We start from the raw sequence: 21,919 nt of genomic DNA, 5'->3' as shown, positions 1-21,919 counted from the left end.
CGAATCCAGCCTAGGCGCTTACGACTTCTGGGCCTGGGCCGGCAGCTCCGCGACCAGGCGCAGCGAAATCGAAAGCTCGTCGAGCTGGAAATGAGGCCGCAAAAACGCCACGGCCCTGAACACGCCGGGGCGACCCGGCACTTCGGCGACTTGCACCGATGCCTCCCGCAGGGGGAACTGCGCCTTCTGCTCCTGATTGGCGTTGTCGTCCAGCAGCACGTACTGCGAGACCCAGCGGTTCAGGAAGCTTTCGACCGATTGCGCGGAGGCGAAACTGCCGATCTTGTCGCGCATCATGGCCTTCAGGTAGTGGGCCACTCGCGATACCGAGAATATGTATTGCAGCTGCGCCGACAGCACCGCATTGGCGTTGGCGCTGTCGGTGTTGTATTTCTTGGCCTTCTGCACCGACTGCGCGCCGAAAAAGGCCGCGTAGTCCGAGTTCTTGCAGTGCACCAGCGGGATCAGGCCCAGGTCGCTCAGTTCCTTTTCGCGGCGATCGGTGATGGCGATCTCCGTGGGGCACTTCAGCGCGATCTCGCCGTCGTCGGTCTTGAAGGTATGGGTGGGCAGGTTCTCCACCAGGCCGCCGCCTTCGACGCCGCGGATCGCCGCGCACCAGCCGAAGTCCGCGAACGCCGCCGTCAGGCGCGCGCCGAAGGCCCAGGCGGCGTTGCACCACAGGTACTTGGCGTGATCGGTGCCGTCGACTTCCTCGACGAAGTTGAAGCCCTCGACCGAGGTGCCCTCCTTCGGGTCATAGGGCAGCCGGCCCAGGAAGCGCGGCATGGTCAGGCCCACGTAGCGCGAGTCTTCCGAATCGCGGAAGCTGCGCCACTTGGTGTATTCCACCGTGTCGAACACCTTGGCCAGGTCGCGCGGGCGGCCCAGGTCGGCGAAGCTGTCCAGGCCCAGCAGCTCGGGCGAGGCCGAGGCGATGAACGGGGCGTGCGAGGCCGCGGCCACGTGCGACATCTGCTCGATGAAGTACATGTCCTCGGGCTGGCGCGTGATCTCGAAATTGCCCAGCAGCGCGCCGAAGGGCGAGCCGCCGAAGGTGCCGAACTCTTCTTCGTAGACCTTCTTGAACATCAGGCTCTGGTCGAAGTCGATCGCGGTCTGGAAGTCGCGCACCAGGTCGCGCTTGGTGACGTTGAGCACCTTGATCTTGAGCATGGGGCCGGTGTTGCTCTCCTGGCACAGGTAGTGCAGGCCGCGCCAGGTGCTTTCCAGCTTCTGAAATTCGGCGCCGTGCATCACCTCGCTCAGCTGGGCCGAGATCAGGCGGTCCAGCTCGGCCACCCGGGCGTCCAGCATCGCCGACAGGTTGTCGGAGACGACCACGGTGCCCTTCATGACTTCGCGCGCCAGTTCGCCGATCAGGTCCTTGGCGCGGTCGTGTTCGGCGCTGGACTTGGCGACACGGCTCTGCTCGACGATCTGGTCCAGCAGGCCCGATTCGGCCTCGGCGGCCGGCGCGGACGCGTTCTGCGCGGCGGCGGAATTACTCATTGCTGCCTCCCTTGCCGTCCTTGCCGGCTTCGCTGGTCAGTTGCTGCAGTTTCTCGGTGCTGCTGAGCACTTCGCCCAGCAGGTCTTCCAGTTTGTCGTTGCCCGCCAGCTTGTTGCGCAGGTCGGCCAGCTTGGTGCGGATCTCCAGCAGCTCCTTGAGCGGCTCGATCTGCTGCACCACGGCCTCGGGACGGAAATCCTCGATGGAGCGGAACTTCAGGTCCACGCCGAAGGTGCCGCCCTCGTCGGTCAGGCGGTTCTTCACGCGGTAGGCGGCGCGCGGCTCCAGCCCGCGCATCACGTCGTCGAAGTTGTCCACGTCGATATTGACGAACTTGCGGTCCTTCAGGCGCGGCAGCTCGGCTTCGGACTGCGCGCTGAAATCGCCCACCACGCCCACGACGAAGGGAAGCTCTTTCTGTTCGATCGCGTCGCCCTTTTCCACGTCGTAGGTCAACTGGACGCGCGGCGGACGGACCTTCTGGAGTCGTTTCTGAACGCTTTCTTTCTTAGCCATGGGGGCTCCAAGCGAAGTGCATAGTGACGGGGCCGGATGCCCGATCAGGGTTTGAGGAGATTGCCGAACGGGTCCGGCGCCCGGCCCGCAGGAGCGGGCGCCGGGGCCGGGGCCGGCGTCGGCGCCGGGCTGGCTGCTGTATTGGTAGCGGGGCTGGCCACCGGCTTGGCGGGCACGGCCGCCGACTGCGCGGCCGCGGCCGCGGGCGCGACGGCGGCGGCCGGCGCGGCGCGCTGCGCGTCATTGCGGCGCGATTGGCGGCGCGGCGGCTTGTAGCCTTCGGGGAACAACACGTCCTGGCCCAGGGTTTCGCGCATGGCGGCGGCCAGCGCCACCGCGTCGGTCTTGGCGTTGCCGGCCAGCAGTGCATCGGCGCGCAGGTCGGCCAGCGACTGCATCGCCACCCGCAGCCCGCCCACGGCGCGCACGGTCTTGGCGGTGAAATCCTCGGGTTCCCGGTTCAGCGCCTCGTCGGCCGCGACGATGGCCTCGCCGTAGCGCTGCTCGTCGAAACGAATCTTCGCGATATAGGACCACGGCTCGCCGCGCGACGGATTGCGCAGCGCGATCTCCTGGAATTCGGCGACCGCCTGGTCGTTGCCCTTGTTGGCCAGCGTCTCGGTGGCGTGCGTCATCGACTGTTTGTATTCGGCCTCGGTCGGCGGTTTGGACGAGGTCGCGCAGCCGGTCGCGAAAGCCAACATGGCGCTGATAAGGAGAACCCTGGATATGTGCATTTTTCTGGCTTGTAGGTGGGTGTAACCAAGGCCGCGTATTTCAACAACCTTTTGTTAGCGCCACACTACAGAGGATTACTTCATGTAACTCACAACGAAACGTCGGCTAACGTGCAGCGATCTGTATGTTGTCGCAGGCTTCCGGTATAAAGAGCCATGTCAAAACATCTCTATTTTTCACGGCGCGTGGCGGCGCTGGCCATGATCGTCGCAAGCCCCGTAATCAGCGGCTGTGCAGCGGTTTCAGCGATTGGAGCGGTGGCGGGAATGACCGGCGGCGTAATGGATATGGCGGGCCTGAAAAAAGACCCGAACGCGCCCGTCGAAGTGAAATTGGCGATACACGCCGGAGAAAATTTGAACTCGAGCAGCGGCCAGTCGATGGCCGTGGTTACGAAAATATACTATTTGAAGAACGCAGAGGCATTTCAGCGCGCACCGCTCACGCAATTGGTTGATACTGACGCCGAAAAGTCGGCGCTTGGAGAAAGCGTCATCGCCTCGCGCGAGGTCACTCTGACACCGGGACAGCGTTACGAACACCTCGAAAAGGTGCCGAAAAACGCCACCTATATCGCGGTCGCGGGCCTGTTTTATGCGCCCGCGCCGCAACGCTGGAAATACGTGTTCGAAGTGGAATCCGCCGAGGACACCGGCATCGTCATGGGCGCACATGCCTGCGCGCTGACCGTCGTGACCGGCAAGATGACCCTGCCGCCGGGCGTGCCCGACTTCGACCCGGCGCGGCTGGGCTCGGTGCAATGTCCGGGCTGAGCGCCCCGGTCCGTCCGCCGTCTCCAATAATATGAACAAGAGCCAGAAAACGTGAGCCATTCCGCGAAGATCCTATGGGGTGAGGGGCTGTTCCTGCGGCCCCAGCATTTTCAAAGACAGGACGCCTACCACGAAGCCCGCCTCGCGGAGATGAGCCGCGCGCTGCATCCCTATTCCTGGGGCCTGCGCGCCGCGCGCTTCGACGCCGCGGCGCTGGCCAACGGCATGCTCCGGGCCACCGAGCTCTCGGCCATCTTTCCCGACGGCGAGATCTACAGCGCCCCGCACAACGACGACCTGCCGCCCGCCGTCGCGCTGGACGGCCTGGACGGCGCCAGTTCGGCCGTGTTCTACCTGGCGCTGCATCCGATGAAGGACATCGGCGGCAACTACCGCGATGCGCAGCAGGGCCAGGGCTTCGACGCGCGCTACGCGCACCAGGACAGCCCCGCGCCCGACCTCTACACCAACGCCAGCACCGCCGAGCTGGCGTTCCTGCGCAAGAATGTGCGCCTGCTGTCGGAGCACGAGCCGCGCGACGCGCTGCTGACGATCCCGGTGGCGCGCGTGCGCCGCACCGCCAGCGCCGGCTATGAACTGGACACGGGCTTCATCGCCCCCAGCCTCACGGTCCAGGCCTGCGGCGCGCTCTTCGAGCAGCTGCGCCGCCTGCTGGACGCGCTGCAGGCCAAGGTCAACGCGCTCTACGGCTTTCACCGCGAGCCCAACAAGAACATCATCGAGTTCCGCTCCGGCGACGTGGCCTCTTTCTGGCTGCTGCACACGGCCAACGAAGCCTACGCGGCGCTCTCGCACCTGTTCCACAACCCGCAGCTGCATCCGGAGCGCCTGTTCCAGGAAATGCTGCGCCTGGCCGGCGCGCTGATGACCTTCTCCAAGGTGCACACGCTGGCCGACCTGCCCGCGTACCGCCACGACCAGCCCGGCGCGGCCTTCGCGCGGCTGGACGAAATCCTGCGCGACCTGCTCGACACCGTCATCTCGACCCGCTACTTCTCCATCGTGCTGGAAGAACTGCGCCCGTCGTTCCACGTGGGCCGCCTCGATTCCGACAAGCTCGACGAGACCACCGCGCTCTATCTGTCGGTCTCGGCCGCCACGCCGGCCAGCGAACTGGCCGAAACCGTGCCGCTGCGATTCAAGGTCGGCGCGCCCGACGACGTGGAAAAGCTGGTGCTTTCGGCCATGCCGGGCGTGCAGCTGGTTTACACGCCGCAGGTGCCGCCGGCCGTGCCGGTCAAGCCGGGCGCCTGCTATTTCACCTTGCAGACGCGCGGCTCGCTGTACGACCGCATGCTGCAGGCGCGCAGCATCGCCATCTACGCCCCGTCCGGCATCCCCGACCTGAAGCTGGACCTGATCGCCGTCACCCGCTAACCGACGCCTACCGCAAGAGCCCGCCATGACCGCCGACTCTCCTTCCCTGATGCCCGGAGCATCGCTGCCCGCCCGAGCCGCCGAGTTCTACGGAACCCGCCCGGCCAAGTCGCTGCTGGACCTGCTGTACGACGGCTTCCTGATGCTGTTCCTGCTCAAGAGCGGGCAGGAGCCGGCCAGCGCCGCGTCGTTCTCGGCGCGGGTGCAGCAGTTCCTGGCCGACTTCGAGCGCAGCGCCAAGAAAATGGACATCCCGGCCGAGGACGTCTACGCGACCAAGTACGCCTTCTGCGCCGCGGTCGACGAGACCGTGCTGAACTCGCGCTTCGCGATCCGCGACGCCTGGATGCTGCAGCCGCTGCAGCTGACCCTGTTCGGCGAACAGCTGGCGGGCGAGAACTTCTTCGCGCGCCTGGAAGACCTGCGCGCCCAGGGCGCGCCGCGCCTGCAATCGCTGGAAGTGTTCTACATGTGCCTGCTGCTGGGCTTCCAGGGCAAGTACATGATCGAAGGCCAGGAGAAACTCGGCTACCTGACCGCGCGCCTGGGCGACGAGATCGCGCTGCTGCGCGGCAAGCGCGCCGGCTTCGCGCCGCACTGGCCGCTGCCCGACAAGATCGCCCACACCCTCAAGCGCGACGTGCCGCTGTGGAGCATCGGCGCCCTGTTCGCGCTGCTGGGCCTGCTGGCCTACCTGGGCATGAGCCACTTCCTGAACGCCGACATGCAAACCGCCATGGCGCCGTATCACGACATCGTCAAGCTGGGACCGCGCGCGGCCCACCTGACCATCTCGCTGCCCTGAAGGTCCGCCATGACCGACCGCTCCTCCACGCCGGCGGGTTTCAGCCGCCTGGATGCCGCCTCGCTGTCGCAGAACGCCCGCATGCTGCAGGTGCGCACGCCGCTGGGCGACGCGCTCACCGTCGAACGCATGCAGCTGCGCGAAGGCGTGTCCGAACTGTACGCCCTGACCCTGGACTGCCTGGCGCCTTCGGCCGAGCTGGACATGGAGCCGCTGCTGGGCAAGGAAATCAGCGTCGGCCTGCTGCTGGCCGACGGCTCGCGGCGCCTGTGGCACGCGGTGGTCGAAGGCGTGGATGCGCTGGGCGCCGACGGCGGCCTGGCGCGCTACCGGCTGCACGCCGCGCCCTGGCTGGCCACGCTGCGGCTGCGCCGCGACAGCTTTCTCTACCAGGACAAGACGGCCACCGACATCCTGAGCGAGATCTTCGCCGACTATCCGCTGGCCTCGTTCGCGTTCGAGATCGCCGATCCGCCGCCCGCGCGCCCGGTGCGCACCCAGTACCGCGAAACCGACCTGGACTTCGTGCTGCGCCTGATGGCCGAGACCGGCCTGAGCTTTCGCTTCGATCATCAGCAGGAAGAGAAACAGGACAGCGCCGGCGGCGGCGCGCAGCACCGGCTGGTGGTGTTCGACGCGCGCGCCGCGCATCCGGCCAATCCCGCGCCCACGCTGCGCTTTCACCGCAGCGACGCGACCGAAACCGAAGACAGCGTCACGCGCTTCGGCGCGGCGCGCGCCATCCAGCCCAACGCGGTCACGCGCGTGGCCTGGAACGAGCGCAAGCTGGTCGCGCACGGCGCACACGCCCAGTCCGGCCTGGACGCGGGCGCGCTGCCGCCGCTGGAAGACTACGACTATGACGGCCACGGCCGCTACGCCGACGACGCGGGCGCCGAACAGCAGGCCGCCCTCAGCCTGCAGGCCCACGAGGCGCGCATGGTGCGCTTCGACGGCGCCGGCACCGCGCGCCAGATGGCGCCGGGCCACGACTTCACGCTGACGCAGCACGACCGCTACGCCGAGGGCTCGGGCCAGGCCGTGGACGAGCTGGGCGGCAACCGCTACACGCTGCTGCACGTGCTGCACGAAGCCGCCAACAACCTGGGCAGCCAGGCCGCCCAGGCGCTGGGCGCGGCCGACCTGGAGCGCGGCACGTATCGCAACAGCTTCAGCGCCCAGCCCGCCGCCGCCGCGCTGGCGCCGCCCTGGATCGCCAAGCCCACCGCCCCCGAAGGCGTGACCGCCATTGTCGTGACGGCCCAGGACGAAGCCATTTCGTCCGGCCGCGACCTGCGCATCAAGGTGCAGTTTCCGTGGCAGCGCGGACGGCGTCCGCTGGCCGGCGGCCTGGCCCACCGCAGCCACGGCGACGAAGCAGGCAACGCGCCGGGCGACCACAGCTCCGGCGCCTGGCTGCGCGTGGCCGGCGCGCAGGCCGGCCCCAACTGGGGCGCGCATCACCTGCCGCGCAAGGGCACCGAAGTGGTGGTGGAATTCCTGGACGGCGACATCGACCAGCCCGTGGTCGCGGCGCAGCTCTACAACGATGCCGACCTGCCGCCCTGGTCCGCCGGCGTGGACGCCGAGGCCAACCACCCCGGCACGATCAGCGGCTGGCACAGCCGGGGCCTGGATGGCCAGGGCCACAACCAGTGGCTGTTCGACGACACCGCGGGGCAAGGCCGCACGCGCCTGTCCAGCTCGGCCGCCGCATCGCAGCTGGGCCTGGGCCATCTGGTCGAGCAGGCGCCCGAGGCGTCCAGCCGCGGCGCATGGCGCGGCACCGGCTTCGAACTGCGCTCGGATGCCTGGACCGTGCTGCGCTCCGGCCAGGGCATGCTGCTCTCGGCCACCGCGCGCGAGGACGCCCGCTCCACCCAGGCCGACGCGCGCGAGGCGCTAACCCTGATGCGCGGCGCGCAACATGCCGCGCAACGCATCAACGATGCCGCCACGCGGCGCCAGGCGCGCGCGCTGGCGGCCACCGATCAATACGACGCGCAGATCCAGGCCATCGACCCCAAGGCCGACGGCCGCTATCCGGACAGCGTGGGCGGCCAGCAGGCGATCAAGGCCAGCGGCGGCGAACGGACCGGCGCCGAACCGGTGGAACGCATCGACGGCGCGCGCATGCTGATCGACGCGCCGAACTCGCTCAACCTGTCCACGCCCGCCTCCGCCATCCTGCACGCAAGCGAAAACCTGCACGTCACCACGCAGGCCGACGGCCACGTCGCCGCGCGCCAGACCTTCGCCAGCGCCTCGGGCCGGTCGACCAGCCTGTTCGTGCAGGACGGCGGCATCCGCGCCGTCGCGGCCAACGCGCCCGTATCGCTGCACGCGCACACCGACATGCTGGAAATGCTGGCCGGCCAGGACATCACCGTCACGTCCAGCACCGAAGGCATCGAGATCCTCGCGAACCAGCGCATCACCCTGCAGGCGGCGGGCGCCAGCATCGTCATGGACGGCGGCGACATCGTGTTCAAGGGCCCGGGCATGTTCTCGGTCAAGGGCGCCTCGCACAACCTGATCGGTCCGGCCAGCGACGCGGCCGCGCTGCCGGCGCTGCCCTCGACCCAGGTCGGCGACCCCATGATCGTCAGCGCCGAACTGGTGCACCGGCCCAAGGCCAAGGCGCTGGCGCAGGCGCAGACACCGGCGCAGGCCGGCTCGGCGGCCGCGGATGTCGGCGCGGCGGCCGCCCCCGCCGCGCCGGGCGGCGGCGCGATTCCCGCTTCCGCCGCCGACACCGGGTTGGCGGGCCGGGCGTCCGCGCTTGCCGGGCAGGCCGGCGAACTGGCTTCCGGCGCCACGCAATCGGCCATGGACGCCGCCAACGCCGCGGCTTCGGCGATCGACGGCGCGAAACAGGCCGGCGCAACGGTGATGGCCCGCGCCGCGGAACAGGCCGGCGCGCTGGCGCGTTCGACCGTCGACACCGCCACGCCCTCCTTGATGGCCGGGCCCGGCGCAACGGCTGGCAATAGCGCTTCCGCCGCCGGCGGCGGCATGCTGTCCGGCGCGGCCGGCATGCTGGCGGCCGCCGGCGACGCGGCCGGCCGGATCGGCGATTTCGTCAACCCCGCCATGGCGCAGGCCCTGACCGCCAGCGGCGACCGCAATGCGGCGATAGGCGCCGCGGTCAACGGCCTGCTGGGCTCGACCCGCGCCGGGCAATACGGTCTGCCCGCGGTCGCCGGGGCCATCATGCGCGCGCCCAGTCTGGACACCTCCGCGCTGCCGGCCGTGGCGGCCGCGGTGCTGCAGTCGCCGGCCGTCAGCGGCTCGGGCCTGCCGGCGGTGGCCGCCACCGTGCTGCGCACGCCCGGCTTCTCCCCCGACATGCTGCCCTCGCCCGTGGCCAAAGTGCTGCAGATGGCCGGCGTCCCCAGCGGCGCGCCCGCCCAGGACGCCGGCGGCGAACCGGCCGTCTCCAACGCGCTCACCACCTACCGCGGCCGCACCGGCGCGCACCTGCAGTTCGTCAACTTCGCCGAAGAGGACGAATTCTGGAACGACGGCGCTGTGCTCATCAGCGAGGACCGCCAGACCGCCAGGCCCAGGATACGGGTCAAGTTCAGCAAGGCGGACGTGCACAAGTTCAGCATCAAGGTCATCGCCGGCAAGGACAACATCGCCTACACCCAGGCCGAAAAAGGCCGCCACGCCGCCTACCGCGGCCCCGAGGGCAAGACCTTCCAGTACCAGACGGACCCGGACGGCACCAAGGTCGTGGACGACATCGCGCTGCCGGCCGCCGGCCTCAATACCTACACCTTCGAGGTGCGCGACGCGCGCAACCAGCGCATCGCCACCGAAACCGTGGAAACGGCCCGCCGCCTGTACATCCAGGAGCTGGTCCTGCCGGGTCCGGACCCGATGGCGCGGGCGCAGGACAACAGCGCCGCCGTGGCCGAATACCGCCGCCACGGCATCGACGTGGCCCACCTGCCGCCGCGGCAGGGCCGCGGGCAGGCGAACTACGACGTCGACCAGGCCGACGCCGACGTTCTGAAAGGCCACGCCCGGGCGGTCTACGACCAGTCCGAAGGACCGAACCACGAGCCCTACACCATCGTCGTCTGCCACGTCGAACGCCTGGCCTTCAAGGCCCCGCAGCACACCATCTACCGCGACGCCTACGCCGGCCCCGGCGAACTCAAGGTCTACGTGCCGCTGGTCGGCGGCGACGGCGCCGTGCACTACCTCTGGCACGGCATCGACAACGACCCCTGGTTCCTGGACGCCACCTTCGAATACACCGACGCGTCGGGGCAGCGCCGCCGCATTCCCATCCCGCCGGATCGCGTCTTCCCCGTGCCTGAAAAACAGGGCGTGCCCGAGCAATGCCGCGGCGTGGGCGTGATCGTCGACGGCCTGACGCCGCAACGCACGCTGGGCAAGATCCACCTCAACGTGCAGTTGATGGACTCGGCGGCCACCGGCGTGGCCTTCCCCGGCACCAACCTGCTGTGCGTCGCTGCGCGCACCCCGTGGGACCCCGCCGACCCGGCCGGACGCCAGCAGACGCTGGTGCACGAGATCGGCCACCTGCTCTACATGGTGCCCGGCGGACCCGCCTGGGCGCAGGCCAACGGCTACGGCGACGACGACTCGCAACTCGAGCCCGGTCCCTACTTCTATTCCTCCCACGGCCGCCATTGCCACTACGGCCTGCGCAAGCTGGCCAATGTCGAGGACTACGCGTACGAGTCGGGCTCCTGCGTCATGTTCGGCATCAGCGGCGCCCCGATACGTTTCTGCCCGGCCTGCGCCAAGGCCGTGCGCAAAGTAGACTTCTCAGATGGCTGGTATTCCTTCTAACCGCGCGCCGCGCCGGCGCCCGCTGCTGGCCGCGCTGTGCGCGGCCGCCGCCCTCGCGCTCGCGTACGCGCCTTCCGGCGCCGCCTCGCCGCCCCCGCCCATGACTACCGACTGGATCGATCCCCCCGCCTTCGCGACCGCCCCCGTGGGCACGACCCGAGAACATGCCTGCATGCCCGCCAACCGCGACGACAGCGAGCCTCAGCTGCACCTGGCCGGCCCCAGCCGCGTCAGCCTCCGGGCGGCGGACAAGCTCGTCGTGCCGGTCTGCGCCCGCGGCATCATCCCCGTCTCCACCAACATGCCGCCGCCCGCCGTCGTCGCGACCGACAAGGCCACGGGCAAGATCTATCGCGGCATCGCCTACCAGCGCAAGCGGCCCCAGCCGCGCGGCATGGACGTCGACATCGCGCCGGGCTCGGTCCCGCCGCGCGACACGCCCATCGATGCCGGCGTCAGCGTCGGCACGCAGTTCAGCACCGACGTCGCCGCGGCCGCGGGGCTGCCGCAGCGCGAAGCCGTCTACGAGGTCTACGTGGAAGCCAACGGCCTGCGCTCGAACGCCGTCACGATCGAGATCCAGGCCGCCAGGCAGTAAGCGCCTTCAGCCCTGCCCGGCCTTGCCGGGCAGGACCAGGCGCAGCACGCGGTCGCGGATCGATCGCCCATAGGCCCAGCACGACACCGACAAGGCCAGCATCGCGACCATGAGATAGGCGCGGTACTCCATCGGCACGGGATTGAGCGCCGACAGCGTCAGGAAAGGCTCGAAGCCCATGAAATCGCTGGCGGCCAGCGTGCTGAAGAACAGGGCCAGGACCGGCCCCGTGAAATGCGGGCGTTCGCCGCGCGCGCCCTTGTCCGCCCACGCGAACCAATGGATGAAACGAATAAGCTGGATCGCCACCGCGCATAGCGGCACCACGACGGCGAGCAACAGGACGAGTAAAGCGACGGCGACTTGAGGAGGAAGCATGGGGGGATTTTAGCGGCTGCGGCCCGCAGCAAGCGCAACCTACACGACGCGCCGGACACGAGCACGCAACACCAGCCCGCACACCGCCATTCCTATGGATGCCATGGAACTTCAGCCATTCTTGTCGCCGGGGGCCGTGCCCGTCGCCTTCAGCCTGGCGATCTTCTCTTCGGACATGGAGCCCACCGCCTTGGCGAAATCACCTGGCTTGCGTTCTGGCTTGGCCAACACCGCCGCGATCTCCGGATCGTCGTCGAAATTCGATGCAACCGTGAAATACAGGTACATGTATTGCCGCATGTCCTGCTTGTCCTCGATGCGGTATTTGATCCAGGCCGTCTTGGCTACCTTGGCTACGACACGCCTGACTTCAGAACTGTCCCGATAATTCTGCAGGGCATCACGATGCTGCGAATACAGCCAGCGGGTGGCGTCGACGATGGGAATGCGAACCTGGCCGAGCAGTTTGCGGCTGAGCGCGATTTCCATGTGCTCATCCGGATAGATGTGCAGTTCGAGATAAAGCGGACCGTCTCCGGCCGGGATGGCCGAAGGGGGAAAGTGCACGGGTGTTTCTTTGTTGAACATCACCTCGTCGAACTTGCCATCGTACATGTGCTTTCTGAGTTCCTCCCCGTCACCGCCTGTCCATCGCACCTTGAAATCGGTGCCTTTTAGGCGGTAGCAGCAGGATACCGACCCCTCCCCACCGCCAGCTCCAATGGAACTCGTTGCAGCAAAATTCCCCTCGCGGTCCGTGATCCGGATCCAGTCCAGATCCCAGGGCGTGTAGTTGTAAGTAATGAAGGATAGCCCTCCGTAGCTGGGCTCGCCATTGCACGCAACGAGCAACCCCAGGCATATCAACCCGGCTATCAGGCGTTTGCGCATCGGCATGCTCCCGGTTCATTTCGTCGATTACGGGCGCACCCACTCGCCGCTGTTCCACACGGACTCCGGCACCGCCATGGGCTCGGGCATTTCGGCGGCGGTGGCGAACCGGGCTTGCACCTGGTCCGGCGCCGTGAAACGCAGCAGCAGCACCGCCGCGTCATTCGGGCGCGGCACTTTCAATTTCGCGCTATGCGGAAAGCCATTCCCCTGGCCGTCCGCCGCCCCCCATCGCAACTCGACCGGCTTGCGGCGGCTGTCCGGCCCATAAAGGCAGCCAGGATCGAGCGGGCCCAGCGGCGCCCCGGAAGCCCTTGCGGTCCAGTCGCCCGGAAATGCGCCCGATGCGTCCTCCAGCCGGTAGGCAATGTCGGCATCGGTGTCATTGCGGGCCTCGCACAACAGCAACGGCGGCAACAGCGCTGTGTAGGCCCAGCGGTAGGCCGGCGGACCCAAAAACGCGGCCGCCACGACGGAGATGAGGGCAATCCAGGCCCAGCCACGTTTCAGCGTCATGCAATCCTCAACCGATCGAATAACCAGACCGCGATTCCTGAGGAACCCGTGTCCTGTCCCACAGGCGACTAGGGCCTGTTCACACTAAAAGGAGCCATGCACAGGCCCTAGGGGCGAACCGGGACGGAACCGGCCAGTTTGGCGTTCATTTCGTCGACCCGCGACGCCACCTCCTTCTGCAATTTCAGATCGGCTTCCTCGGCCTTGAAATCGGTCTTGCCGAATATGTCCTTTTCACGCACCCGGAAATACATCGAGGTGCTGGCCAGCAGGTGATCGGGCCAGCTGCTCAGCATGGCGTCATGCACGAGGAAATCGAACAGCGCCATGACCTTGGGAGGCAGAGGATTCTTTCCCTCGCTCGCCTCGCGCCAGACCTCGAGCAGGCGCCGCTGCATGGCGCGCTTGGCCTTCATTTCGGCGAGGAGATCTTTCGGTGTGTCCGCTTCCGTCGGTTCACCGCCGTTTCGCCTTATTATTTCGTTGCGCATGTTCTGCTGGTCCTGCCCCCAGTTCTCCAAGGCGTTTGCCCGGACGGGATCGGCTCGCCAGTATTCCTCCCTGCGCCGAGCCTCATCCCGCACCTCTTTATCGAGTTCACGATATTCGTCTTCCAGGCGCTTCCATAGCGGCTTGAAGCGCTGCGGCGGCCGTTCGCCGCGGCTGGCGACCGCGCGGTTCCAGCGCTCTTCCTTCAGCGCCTTCAGTTCATTCAGGCGAGCCGTGTTCTCCGGCTTTTTTCGCTCCTCCGGAGGCAGATCCATGACGCGCCGGAACTCTTCGTTGTAGGCTGTCTCAGGTGTAAAGAAGTCCCGGTCCTGTATCCATTTTTCGGCCGGATCCGATAATTCCTCCTTGAACACCGGATCCTGGTACCGCACCGCGAGCCAGCGCAGGAATACTTCCATGTGCGGCATGAAGTCGACGCCGGGCTCGTACTTCACGACTCCGCGATAGGCCTCGACCAGATCGGTGACGTAGTAGCTTTGTCCGCCGTCCTTGATCTGGGCGTCTAACGAAAACTTGTCGTAAGTCTGCGGGCGCTTGGCGCGCAGCTGCTCCATGCTGTAGATAGCCACGCCATTCGACAATGCGGCATTCAGCATGTCCCGCAGCGGCACTCGCGACAGTTCTGTGCGCGAGCCCAGCGAGCCCTCGGGGCTGACGCCCATCACATCGCCGCTGGATCCGGGATAGAGGTATTGCTCCCCACGGGTCTTCTCCAGGCTGTCCAGGCGCTGATTCGCACGCAGTTCGTGCGCGGCGGCGAAATGAATGCATTTCCCGACAGCGCCGGGCACGGTCAGCGTACGGTCCTTGTGCGTTTGCTTGAGCAGATCCATAAATGGAACGAACTCGAGGAAGGCGTTCTCTTCCATGATGGACGCTACCGAATCCAGCAGGCCCAGGAAGCGTATCTGAATCTCCGCTGCGCGCGCGCCATTCTGTCCGGGAAAGACCAGATCCCTGTCATGGCGGCGACGGTACTTCTTGACGACGTCGTTGACGAACTGACGGGCGATGACGCCGCCCCGGTCGCCGCCGAACACCGAAATCTCTATCCGCCGCACATTGTTCATATCGGCGCTTACAGCCTCGTGGGCCGCCTTGAGCTGGCGCAGCGCCGCGTCTACCCGTTTGTCCACGCCCGAGCCCAGGTAGTAAGCCACAGTCTCGTTGTCGCGTACGACCGGAACACCTTCCAGCGCGGTGGACTTGACGATTTCCTTGCCCGCCGTCCACGCGACCTTCAGGGGATTCTTCTTGAAGCCGCTCCAGAATCCCCGGACGGTTCCTTTTGCGCGGTCGGCCATGCGTTCCGGGTCCCACGCATTCCAGATCCGGACGACCTTGTCGGGCAGCGTCTTGACGTCTTTCACGACGTCCTTGTAGGCCTTTACCATGGGCTGGAACGAGCCGTCCTTGATCGCTTTTTGCGTGGCGCCTTTCGCCCGCTTCATTACGTCGTGCTCAGGGACCTCGTCGAGCCGCGTAATGTTCATGGCCGCGTTTTTCGCGTTCTTGGCCGCCTCGCTGAGCATCTTCCTGCCGGCTACCGTCGCGCCGTAAATGAAATCGTCGCTCTTCGCGTCCTCGTTCAGGTCCGTTCCCAATCCCGAATAGTAGAAACGGAACCAATATTGATTCACCGGCCGATCTTCTTCGTCGTGCGCATAGTGCGCCTCCCAGAGCCGGCAGATATTCGAGTAGAACGTAGGATGCTCGCTGTCCAAGTCCCGATGGCGGCCAAACCCATCGAAGAAAAAACCGATGCGCAGCACTGCACCACATTCGTTGCAGTCCTGCTTGGGATAAGCCGCCTCGTTCTCCGCCATTTTCTTAAGCACGGAGGCCGGCGTGCGATTCACTTGCGGCAATCCACCGGGCTCCTTGTCAGTCATTCTTGCCTCCTGTGGCAGTACCTGTCGCCTTCAGCCTGGCGATTTTCTCTTCGGACATGGACGCCACCGCCTTAGCGAAATCACCCGGCTTGCGTTCTGGCTTGGCCAACACCGCCGCGATCTCCGGATCGGCGTCGAAATTCGATGCGACTGTGAAGTACAGGTACATGTATTGCCGCATGTCCTGCTTGTCCTCGATGCGGTATTTGATCCAGGCCGTCTTGGCCACTTTGGCCAAAACACGTCTGAATTCCGAACTGTCCCGATAATTCCGCAGAACATCGCGATGCTGTAAATACAGCCAGCGGGTGGTATCGACGATGGGGATGCGAACCTGGCCGAGCAGCTTGCGGCTGAGCGCGATTTCCATATGCTCGTCCGGGTAAATGTGCAGTTCGAGATAAAGCGGACCGTCTCCGGCCGGGATGGCCGAAGGGGGGAAGTGCACCGGCGTTTCCTTGTTGAAAACCACCTCGTCCAACGTGCCATCGTCCAAGTGCTTTATGGCTTCCTCTCCATCCACGCCTCTCCATCGCACCTTGAAATCGGTGCCTTTCAGGCGGTAGCAGCACGTTACGGAACCCTCCCCTCCACCCGCCCCAATCGAACCGGTTACAGCCGAGTTTCCCTCGTTATCCGTGATCTGGATCCTGTCCAAATCCCAAGGCGTGTAGTTGTACGTAATGAAGGACAGCCCTCCATAGCTGGGCTCGCCGTTGCAGCCCACCAGCATTCCCAGCCAAAGCAACAAGACAATCACGCTTTTACGCATCTTTCTCCTCCGCCCGCGGCAGGCTGTCCCACACCGCGTCAGGCACGTCCGCCAATGCTTGCGACAGGCCCGGGCCGCGGCCCTTGAACGCGCGCAACGCCGGCTGAATCGCCTCGTGTTCATCGAAACGCGGGGAAATGGTGATTCCCCACGCCACATAGTCCAGCATGTCGCGCTCGGTTTCCACGCCGTAGGCGCGCGCCCGCGCCATCTGCTCGAGCACGCGCGCATGCAGCTCATCCTGCCGCATATCGCTGCCCAGCACGCCCAGGTAGATTCGTCGGATCTGCTGGGCCAGCTTGTCCGGATAATCGAGATCGAGCAAGGCTTGATGCTGCGCCAGGCTGAAGGCATGCGGACGCGGCAGCCCGGCCGCGCTTGCGCGGACCGCGCCCGGGCCGCTCCATTGCGCGACGGAGCCATCGCGCCGCAAGTAACGCAAGCGACTCAAGGGCGCCAGGAACCGCTCACGTTCTGCGTCGCTCCACACCAGGAACGCCCTGTCCAGAATGCGGCTGTCGTAGAAGTGCAGGTAATACTCGCGGCCGTCCGGCAGGCTGTAGTCGCCGAAATAGGCGCAATGCGCCATCAGTTCGGGCAGGGCCAGGGGCGACAGGATGTACGTCACCGCGAACTGTCCGCCGTCCGTCTCGTGCAGCCTGCGCAGCAGGCGCAGCAGTTCGGAGCCGTGCGTAGCCTCCGTATCGAGCCTCAGCTCGGAACGCGTCAGATCGTCGACTTCGATCAGCAGGGGCTGGATTTCGCCGTAAACGGCCAGTTCGGTGCCCAGCCAGACCGAACCGTAGCTGAGGTCGGCGCTGGCGCGCACGGGTTCGGCCAACTCCGCGCGGCCACGAAAATCGACCAGCAGGTAGGCGTTGACCATCACGCCCGTTTCGGCCGAGAGCGTTTCGGCCTGGCGCAGCATGCCGCCAAGCAGGGCTTTCCAATCCGTCATGCCTCGACCCGCCTCATGCCTTGTCCGTGATGGACTGCACGCCATCCTGCGCATCCAGCACGCATTGCTTGCAGACGGTGAATTGCGGGAAGGCGTAAGGCATGCGGTCCGGGCCGGCGAACTGCTTGTTCCCCGTCTTCACATCGATCTTCCCCGGCGCTGTCACCGTGATGTTGCCGCCTTCGAGCACGATGCTGGCCCCGGCCGCGGTCGCGATGCGGATGCGCTTGGGCGCGGCCCACTCGACGAAGGTCTGGGCGCTGCCTATCCTGATGTCCTGCTGCGCCTTTACGCTGAGCGTGTCGTGCTGGGCCTGCACCTGCACGTCGCCGGTGGCGGAGATCAGGTCCAGTCCGGAGTCGGCCCCGCCCTGCTGCAGCCCGGCGACGATGCCCAGGCCCTGGCCGGTATGCAGGCGCAGCGCGCCCATCACGGCCAGGTTCTGGTCCTTGCCGGAGGACCAGTGCACGGCTTCGCCGGCGGTGTATTGCAGATGCTGGCCGGCGACCTGCGCCAGCCCGGCGCGGGCCGCCATCAGCACCACGGGATCGGTGGGGTGCGGCACTTTGCCGGCCGCGGCTTCGGTGTGCTTGGCCGCGGCGTCGCCGCGCGCGCCGTCCAGACTGTCGCCGGCGACGGTGCCCGACACGCTGCGGTGCATGGCGGCCAGGGGCGCTTTGCCGTCGTCCAGCGTGCTGGATTCCGGGCCCTTGGTGCCGATCGCGGCCGCCAGGCGCAGGCCCTGGTGGGCGCCGAGCACGCTATCCAGCGAGCGCGCCATCTGGTCGGTCTGGCCGGCCAGCGCCTGCAGGCCGGCGGCGTCGCCCACCGGGCCGGCGCCGCCGCCCGAAGCGGCGTAGGTGCTGAGCAGCACGCCGGCGCCGCCGCGCACGGCGCCGTAGGCGTCGCTGCGCAGTTCCGCGCCCAGGCCGCGCAGGCCGCCGCGGTAATTGCCGGCCTGGTGGATCAGGTGGCCCAGGTTGAGTTCGCTGGCCGCCTGGCTGCTCTTGATCTGCATGCGCAGCTGGCCGTCGGTGTCGTCGAAGACGATCTGGTTGTAGCCGGAGCCGCCGAATTCCTTGCTCTTGAAGCCCGAGAGCGCCGCGGCGTTGCGATGGTTTTCATCGCCGGCGCCGGCGCCGTGCCAGGCGGGCGCGTTGCCGCCGGCCAGGTTGGCCTGGGCGCTGGGCATGCCGTCGCGCGCGGCGGCATAGACCTGCATGTCGACCTCGCCGCCCTGGCGTCCGCCGGGCGTGGCCGGCGTGCCGCCTTCGCCGCGGCCGTTGTAGAGCGCGCCCACCACGATGGGCTGGTCCACGTCGTCGTCCAGGAATCGCACCAGCACTTCCTGCCCGATGCGCGGCACGAAGCTGATGCCCATGCCGGCGCCGGACTGGCGCTGCGCCACGCGGACCCAGCGGCTCCGGGCCTCGCCCTCCTTCGCTTCGCCCTGCCAGTGAAAGCGCACGCGCACGTCGCCGCGCTTGTTGCGCAGGATCTCGTCCTGCGCCTTGGGCCGGGCGCCGCCGTCGGCGTCCGTCACCACGGCGGTATGCACGCCATGCACCGAGGGCGCGCCGCTCAGGCGCGCGCCGCGCGCCTGCGGCAGCTCGGGGCGCCACGGACGGTCGCAGCGCACGGCTTCGAAGCGGTTGGCGTAGCCGATCTCGCGCGCCTGGGCCAGGACTTCGGCGCCGGCCGACGACGCGGCGTCCGCCGGCGTCGCGCCGCCCGGCGGCAGCGGCGCGTCTTCGTCCAGCGACAGGTGCGCCTCCAGCCCGCCCAGGCGCTGCGCCAGCGAGGCGCGTGTCTCGGGCGGCAGGTTGTTGATGCCCACGTGTTCGACGCGGTCCAGCGCGAACACCGGCTCGAACCCTTCCTCGTCGGCCGGCCCCAGCGACGACATGGCCTGCAGCGTGAACCGCGTGCCCGAGCGGAAGGTGCGCACGCCGCCGCGGCCGACGAAGGTCTCGGCGCTGGCGCGCACGGCTTCCATGGCCAGGGTGGCCTGGCGCCGGGCCTGGGCCTCGTCGGCGAAGCCGCCGTGGCCCACGGGCTCATACCATTCCAGGCCGGCCGCCTCGTCCGCGCCGCCGGCCGGGTTGACCAGCGCCTCGGCCGCCACGGCGCGCTTGGCGCTGTCGTGCCAGCCCAGGACGGTGATGCGGTCAGGCACGCGGCGGCGCCGGCGCGCCAGCGCCTGCACGGTGTCGCGCGATTCGGTGGCCGCGGCGCGATGGAAGCGCACGCCGCCGCCGGCCGACTCCGCGTCTTCCTGCAGGCCGCGGCTGTCGGCAAATATCAGCAGCGCATGCCTGGCGGGCGCCTCGGCGTCTTCCACCACCGTCCAGCCCAGGCCGGCCTCGGCCAGCAGGCGGCTGAGGAATGCGTAGTCGGTCTCGCGGTATTGCGTCACGTAGGGGCGCGGCGCCAGGTCCGCCAGCGCGGGCGCCACGTCGGGCGCGACGCGGTAGACATAGCCTTCGTATTCCGCCAGCACGTGGCGCACAATGTCCAGCACGGCGGTGGATTCGAAGATGCGGCTGGTGCGCCGCTGCGTGGCCAGCCATAGCCACGGCACCACGGTCAGGCGGTAGCGCGCCAGGCCGGCGTCGCCGGACAGCAGTTCGGCTTCGCGCACCACGCCGCTGCGGCCGGCGCGGCTGCCGTCGGCGCGCGTGGTCCACAACGTGACCGGGCGCGCGATCATGTCCTGCAGGGACAGGCCGGCGTCGTCCGCCAACACCACGATGCGCATCTGCGCCACGCCGGACAGGGCTTCGCGACCGATCCAGCCTTCCACCTGCAGCGACGCGAGCGCGCCCTCGCCTTCCAGGCTGTAGAGGCGGGCGTCGGAACTGAACAGGCCAGCGGTCGCGATCGGATCCATTACGGGTAAAAACCTTTTTCCAGGGGCTCAGGGCTCGATGTTGGCTTGCGGATTGGGGCACTCGGGCGCGGTGCCCCAATGGCCCGCGCAGACCCGCAGCCGGCATTGCTCGCTTTCCAGGAACCCCAGCTTGCGGCATTGCTCCAGGCGCGCCGGCAGCGGCGAACCGGGCAGTTCGCGCACGAAGATGCCGTCGCTCTTGTAGACCTTGGTGCCGGGCGGCGAAGCGGGAGGCAGCCCGTAAGACATCAGCGTGGCCAGCAGCGCCGCGTCGGAATCCTTGCTCTGCGGCTGCTTGGCGCGCGGCGCCGGCTGCGGGCCGGCGGCGTTCGCGGCATGCTGCGCGCGCCGCACCGTGGGCCCGGCATCCTTGGGCGCAGACAGCGCGGCCTGCGGCGGCGGCGGCGCGGCGGTGACCGCCAGCGCCGAAAGCGGGTTTTGCGCAACACGGGCGTCGTCGTCCGGGCGCGTCAACTGCGCCAGGGGATGATCGTCGATGATGGCGGCCGCGGCCGGCGGCGCCTCGGCCTCGGCGGGACTGGCGGCGGGCGCCGCGGGGACATCCGGCGCGACCGGCACGACCCGCGCGCTGGGCGCGTCGGCCAGCGCCACCACGGGCGGCTCGGCCACATCGAACACGGCATACAGGCCTGCGCCCACGGCGCCCGCCACAAGCAGCAACAGCAACAGCAGCGGCGCGCGCGAACGGCGCCTGGGCGCGAGATGCTTGACCTCGGCGTCCGGCACGCGGCCTTCGAGCGCGGCAAGAATGCGCGACGACCCGCCATCATCCGCAGACGATGCGCGCCCTGCAAGCAAACTAGGAACGGAGGTCGGTGATCGCGATCTTTTTTCGTCTTCTGCCATGCGAAGTCCCGTGTTTTCAGGGAAGCCAGCGCCCTCCCGTAACCAAGGCGTTCGAGAATACCCGATGACATGTTTTCGATCATCGATTCTTGTTACGAGTTCTTAGCCACAGACGCGTTTTGCAACGCCCAGGCGCTTGCCTGAATCCCAAATAGAACAAAAGATTACGCCTTCGTAACTGAGGCACCTCTTTGCTGCTCCTACTGCCCCTATATTTCGTGCTGGCCATCGGCGTGTCCGCGCTGCTCGTCTTCCCGCCCCTGCGGGAGGCTGCGACGCGCGGTGCGCGCGCGTTCGCCCAGGGCGTACGCCGCAAAATGGCGCGCGGCGCCGGCCAGGCGGGCGTGGTCGTCGGCGGCTCGGCGCAGGCGGTGCGCGCAGGCTTCGGCAAGGCCGGCGGCGCGTTCTCGGCCTATCGCTGGCATATCGCCATCGGGCTGGCCGTGGCGCTGTTTCCGTCGCTTTTTGCTTTCGTCATGCGACACAATCACACATTTGTTTACGAGGATCGGATGGCCGGCCCGGACCCTCGCATCCAGGCCCTGCTGACCGGCGAAAGACTGGTGCCGCCGCCGCCGCTGCCGCCCGAAGCCTTCACCACGCGCGAAGTGGAACTGGTGCGTCCCAATCTGGGCGGCGCCAGCCGCGACTGGAACCTGCTGGACGCCGACTACCGCCAGCGCCTGCTGGCCGCGTACCGCGTCATGCGCGAGGAGCACGGCTACGAGATGGTGCTGATCGAAGGCTATCGCAGCCCCGAGCGCCAGACGCAGCTGGCCGGCATGGGCGCGCACGTGACCAACGCCGGCGCCTACCAGAGCTATCACCAGTTCGGCCTGGCCGCCGACAGCGCTTTCCTGCGCGACGGCAAGGTGGTGGTGTCGGAGAAAGATCCCTGGGCCATGCGTGGCTATGAATTGTTCGGCGAGACCGCCGAGCGCGTCGGCCTGACCTGGGGCGGACGCTGGAAGATGATGGACTTCGGCCACACCGAGCTGCGCCGCCCCGGCGTCATGCGGCGCGGCAACGGAGCCGCGCAATGATCCGGCCGGTCCGCCACGCCTATCCGATAGA

17 protein-coding genes are annotated in these 21,919 nt (G+C 67.6%); 6 read left to right on the top strand and 11 right to left on the bottom strand.

Features of this window, described 5'->3' with window-relative positions; translation table 11 throughout:
- Positions 1 to 18: 18 nt before the first annotated feature.
- The 3 genes from tssC to AC1IQ6_RS03570 are packed head-to-tail and all read right to left on the bottom strand — an operon-like array spanning position 19 to position 2,733.
- Entirely contained in the window at positions 19 to 1,512 is a 1,494-nt protein-coding gene (tssC, locus tag AC1IQ6_RS03580; protein WP_102774071.1) for a type VI secretion system contractile sheath large subunit, read from the bottom strand.
- Complete coding sequence (gene tssB / locus AC1IQ6_RS03575; RefSeq protein WP_006384072.1) at positions 1,505 to 2,029, bottom strand: type VI secretion system contractile sheath small subunit; 525 nt, start codon at positions 2,027 to 2,029, stop codon at positions 1,505 to 1,507. Before tssB ends, tssC begins: the two co-directional genes overlap by 8 nt.
- A 44-nt stretch (positions 2,030 to 2,073) precedes the next feature.
- Complete coding sequence (locus AC1IQ6_RS03570; protein WP_485865858.1) at positions 2,074 to 2,733, bottom strand: tetratricopeptide repeat protein; 660 nt, start codon at positions 2,731 to 2,733, stop codon at positions 2,074 to 2,076.
- A gap of 189 nt (positions 2,734 to 2,922) precedes the next feature.
- On the opposite strand from AC1IQ6_RS03570, the gene tssJ reads away from it, so the two are divergent.
- Genes tssJ through AC1IQ6_RS03545 form a run of 5 tightly spaced genes read left to right on the top strand, consistent with a single transcriptional unit; the run spans position 2,923 to position 11,171 of the window.
- Positions 2,923 to 3,540 (top strand): type VI secretion system lipoprotein TssJ, encoded by a 618-nt coding sequence (gene tssJ, locus AC1IQ6_RS03565; protein ID WP_246842458.1) that lies wholly within the window; start codon positions 2,923 to 2,925, stop codon positions 3,538 to 3,540.
- 51 nt (positions 3,541 to 3,591) lie between these two features.
- Positions 3,592 to 4,938 carry a type VI secretion system baseplate subunit TssK gene (tssK, locus tag AC1IQ6_RS03560; protein WP_102774073.1) on the top strand — a complete coding sequence of 449 codons (1,347 nt, stop codon included), beginning with the start codon at positions 3,592 to 3,594 and terminating at the stop codon, positions 4,936 to 4,938.
- Positions 4,939 to 4,987: 49 nt separating this feature from the next.
- Positions 4,988 to 5,743: a type IVB secretion system protein IcmH/DotU gene (icmH, locus tag AC1IQ6_RS03555; RefSeq protein ID WP_247747573.1), complete on the top strand. Its 756-nt coding sequence runs from the start codon at positions 4,988 to 4,990 to the stop codon at positions 5,741 to 5,743.
- 9 nt (positions 5,744 to 5,752) lie between these two features.
- Complete coding sequence (locus tag AC1IQ6_RS03550) at positions 5,753 to 10,573, top strand: type VI secretion system Vgr family protein (RefSeq protein WP_485865857.1); 4,821 nt, start codon at positions 5,753 to 5,755, stop codon at positions 10,571 to 10,573.
- Positions 10,554 to 11,171, top strand: a complete 618-nt coding sequence (locus AC1IQ6_RS03545) for a hypothetical protein (RefSeq protein WP_247747550.1) — start codon at positions 10,554 to 10,556, stop codon at positions 11,169 to 11,171. The genes AC1IQ6_RS03550 and AC1IQ6_RS03545 overlap by 20 nt, the downstream gene beginning before the upstream one ends.
- A gap of 6 nt (positions 11,172 to 11,177) precedes the next feature.
- Here AC1IQ6_RS03545 and AC1IQ6_RS03540 read toward each other — a convergent pair whose 3' ends face one another.
- From AC1IQ6_RS03540 to AC1IQ6_RS03505, 8 genes are all read right to left on the bottom strand, one after another.
- Entirely contained in the window at positions 11,178 to 11,549 is a 372-nt protein-coding gene (locus AC1IQ6_RS03540; RefSeq protein ID WP_102774076.1) for a hypothetical protein, read from the bottom strand.
- Positions 11,550 to 11,660: 111 nt separating this feature from the next.
- Complete coding sequence (locus AC1IQ6_RS03535; RefSeq protein ID WP_485865856.1) at positions 11,661 to 12,440, bottom strand: DUF3304 domain-containing protein; 780 nt, start codon at positions 12,438 to 12,440, stop codon at positions 11,661 to 11,663.
- Between the two features lie 27 nt (positions 12,441 to 12,467).
- The gene (locus AC1IQ6_RS03530; RefSeq protein ID WP_479731007.1) at positions 12,468 to 12,956 is read right to left on the bottom strand and encodes a hypothetical protein; all 489 of its coding nucleotides are present in this window, start codon (positions 12,954 to 12,956) and stop codon (positions 12,468 to 12,470) included.
- A gap of 107 nt (positions 12,957 to 13,063) precedes the next feature.
- The gene (locus AC1IQ6_RS03525; RefSeq protein ID WP_485865855.1) at positions 13,064 to 15,358 is read right to left on the bottom strand and encodes a DUF2235 domain-containing protein; all 2,295 of its coding nucleotides are present in this window, start codon (positions 15,356 to 15,358) and stop codon (positions 13,064 to 13,066) included.
- Positions 15,351 to 16,130, bottom strand: coding sequence for a DUF3304 domain-containing protein (locus AC1IQ6_RS03520; RefSeq protein WP_485865854.1), 780 nt, complete (start codon positions 16,128 to 16,130; stop codon positions 15,351 to 15,353). Before AC1IQ6_RS03520 ends, AC1IQ6_RS03525 begins: the two co-directional genes overlap by 8 nt.
- The gene (locus AC1IQ6_RS03515; RefSeq protein WP_485865853.1) at positions 16,123 to 17,088 is read right to left on the bottom strand and encodes a DUF4123 domain-containing protein; all 966 of its coding nucleotides are present in this window, start codon (positions 17,086 to 17,088) and stop codon (positions 16,123 to 16,125) included. The genes AC1IQ6_RS03520 and AC1IQ6_RS03515 overlap by 8 nt, the downstream gene beginning before the upstream one ends.
- Positions 17,089 to 17,101: 13 nt before the next feature.
- A complete protein-coding gene (locus tag AC1IQ6_RS03510) occupies positions 17,102 to 19,978 on the bottom strand; it encodes a type VI secretion system Vgr family protein (protein WP_479731004.1) in 2,877 nt (958 codons plus the stop codon).
- Positions 19,979 to 20,005: 27 nt separating this feature from the next.
- Positions 20,006 to 20,725, bottom strand: a complete 720-nt coding sequence (locus AC1IQ6_RS03505) for a hypothetical protein (protein ID WP_485865852.1) — start codon at positions 20,723 to 20,725, stop codon at positions 20,006 to 20,008.
- A 311-nt stretch (positions 20,726 to 21,036) separates the two neighbouring features.
- On the opposite strand from AC1IQ6_RS03505, the gene AC1IQ6_RS03500 reads away from it, so the two are divergent.
- Entirely contained in the window at positions 21,037 to 21,888 is an 852-nt protein-coding gene (locus AC1IQ6_RS03500) for a M15 family metallopeptidase (protein WP_102774082.1), read from the top strand.
- Positions 21,889 to 21,919 lie beyond the last annotated feature (31 nt).

This window comes from Achromobacter sp. MUI-25009338 (assembly GCF_057359325.1).
The sequence above is the reverse complement of the archived record's forward strand: the minus strand, read 5'-3'. Positions and strand labels throughout refer to the sequence as shown.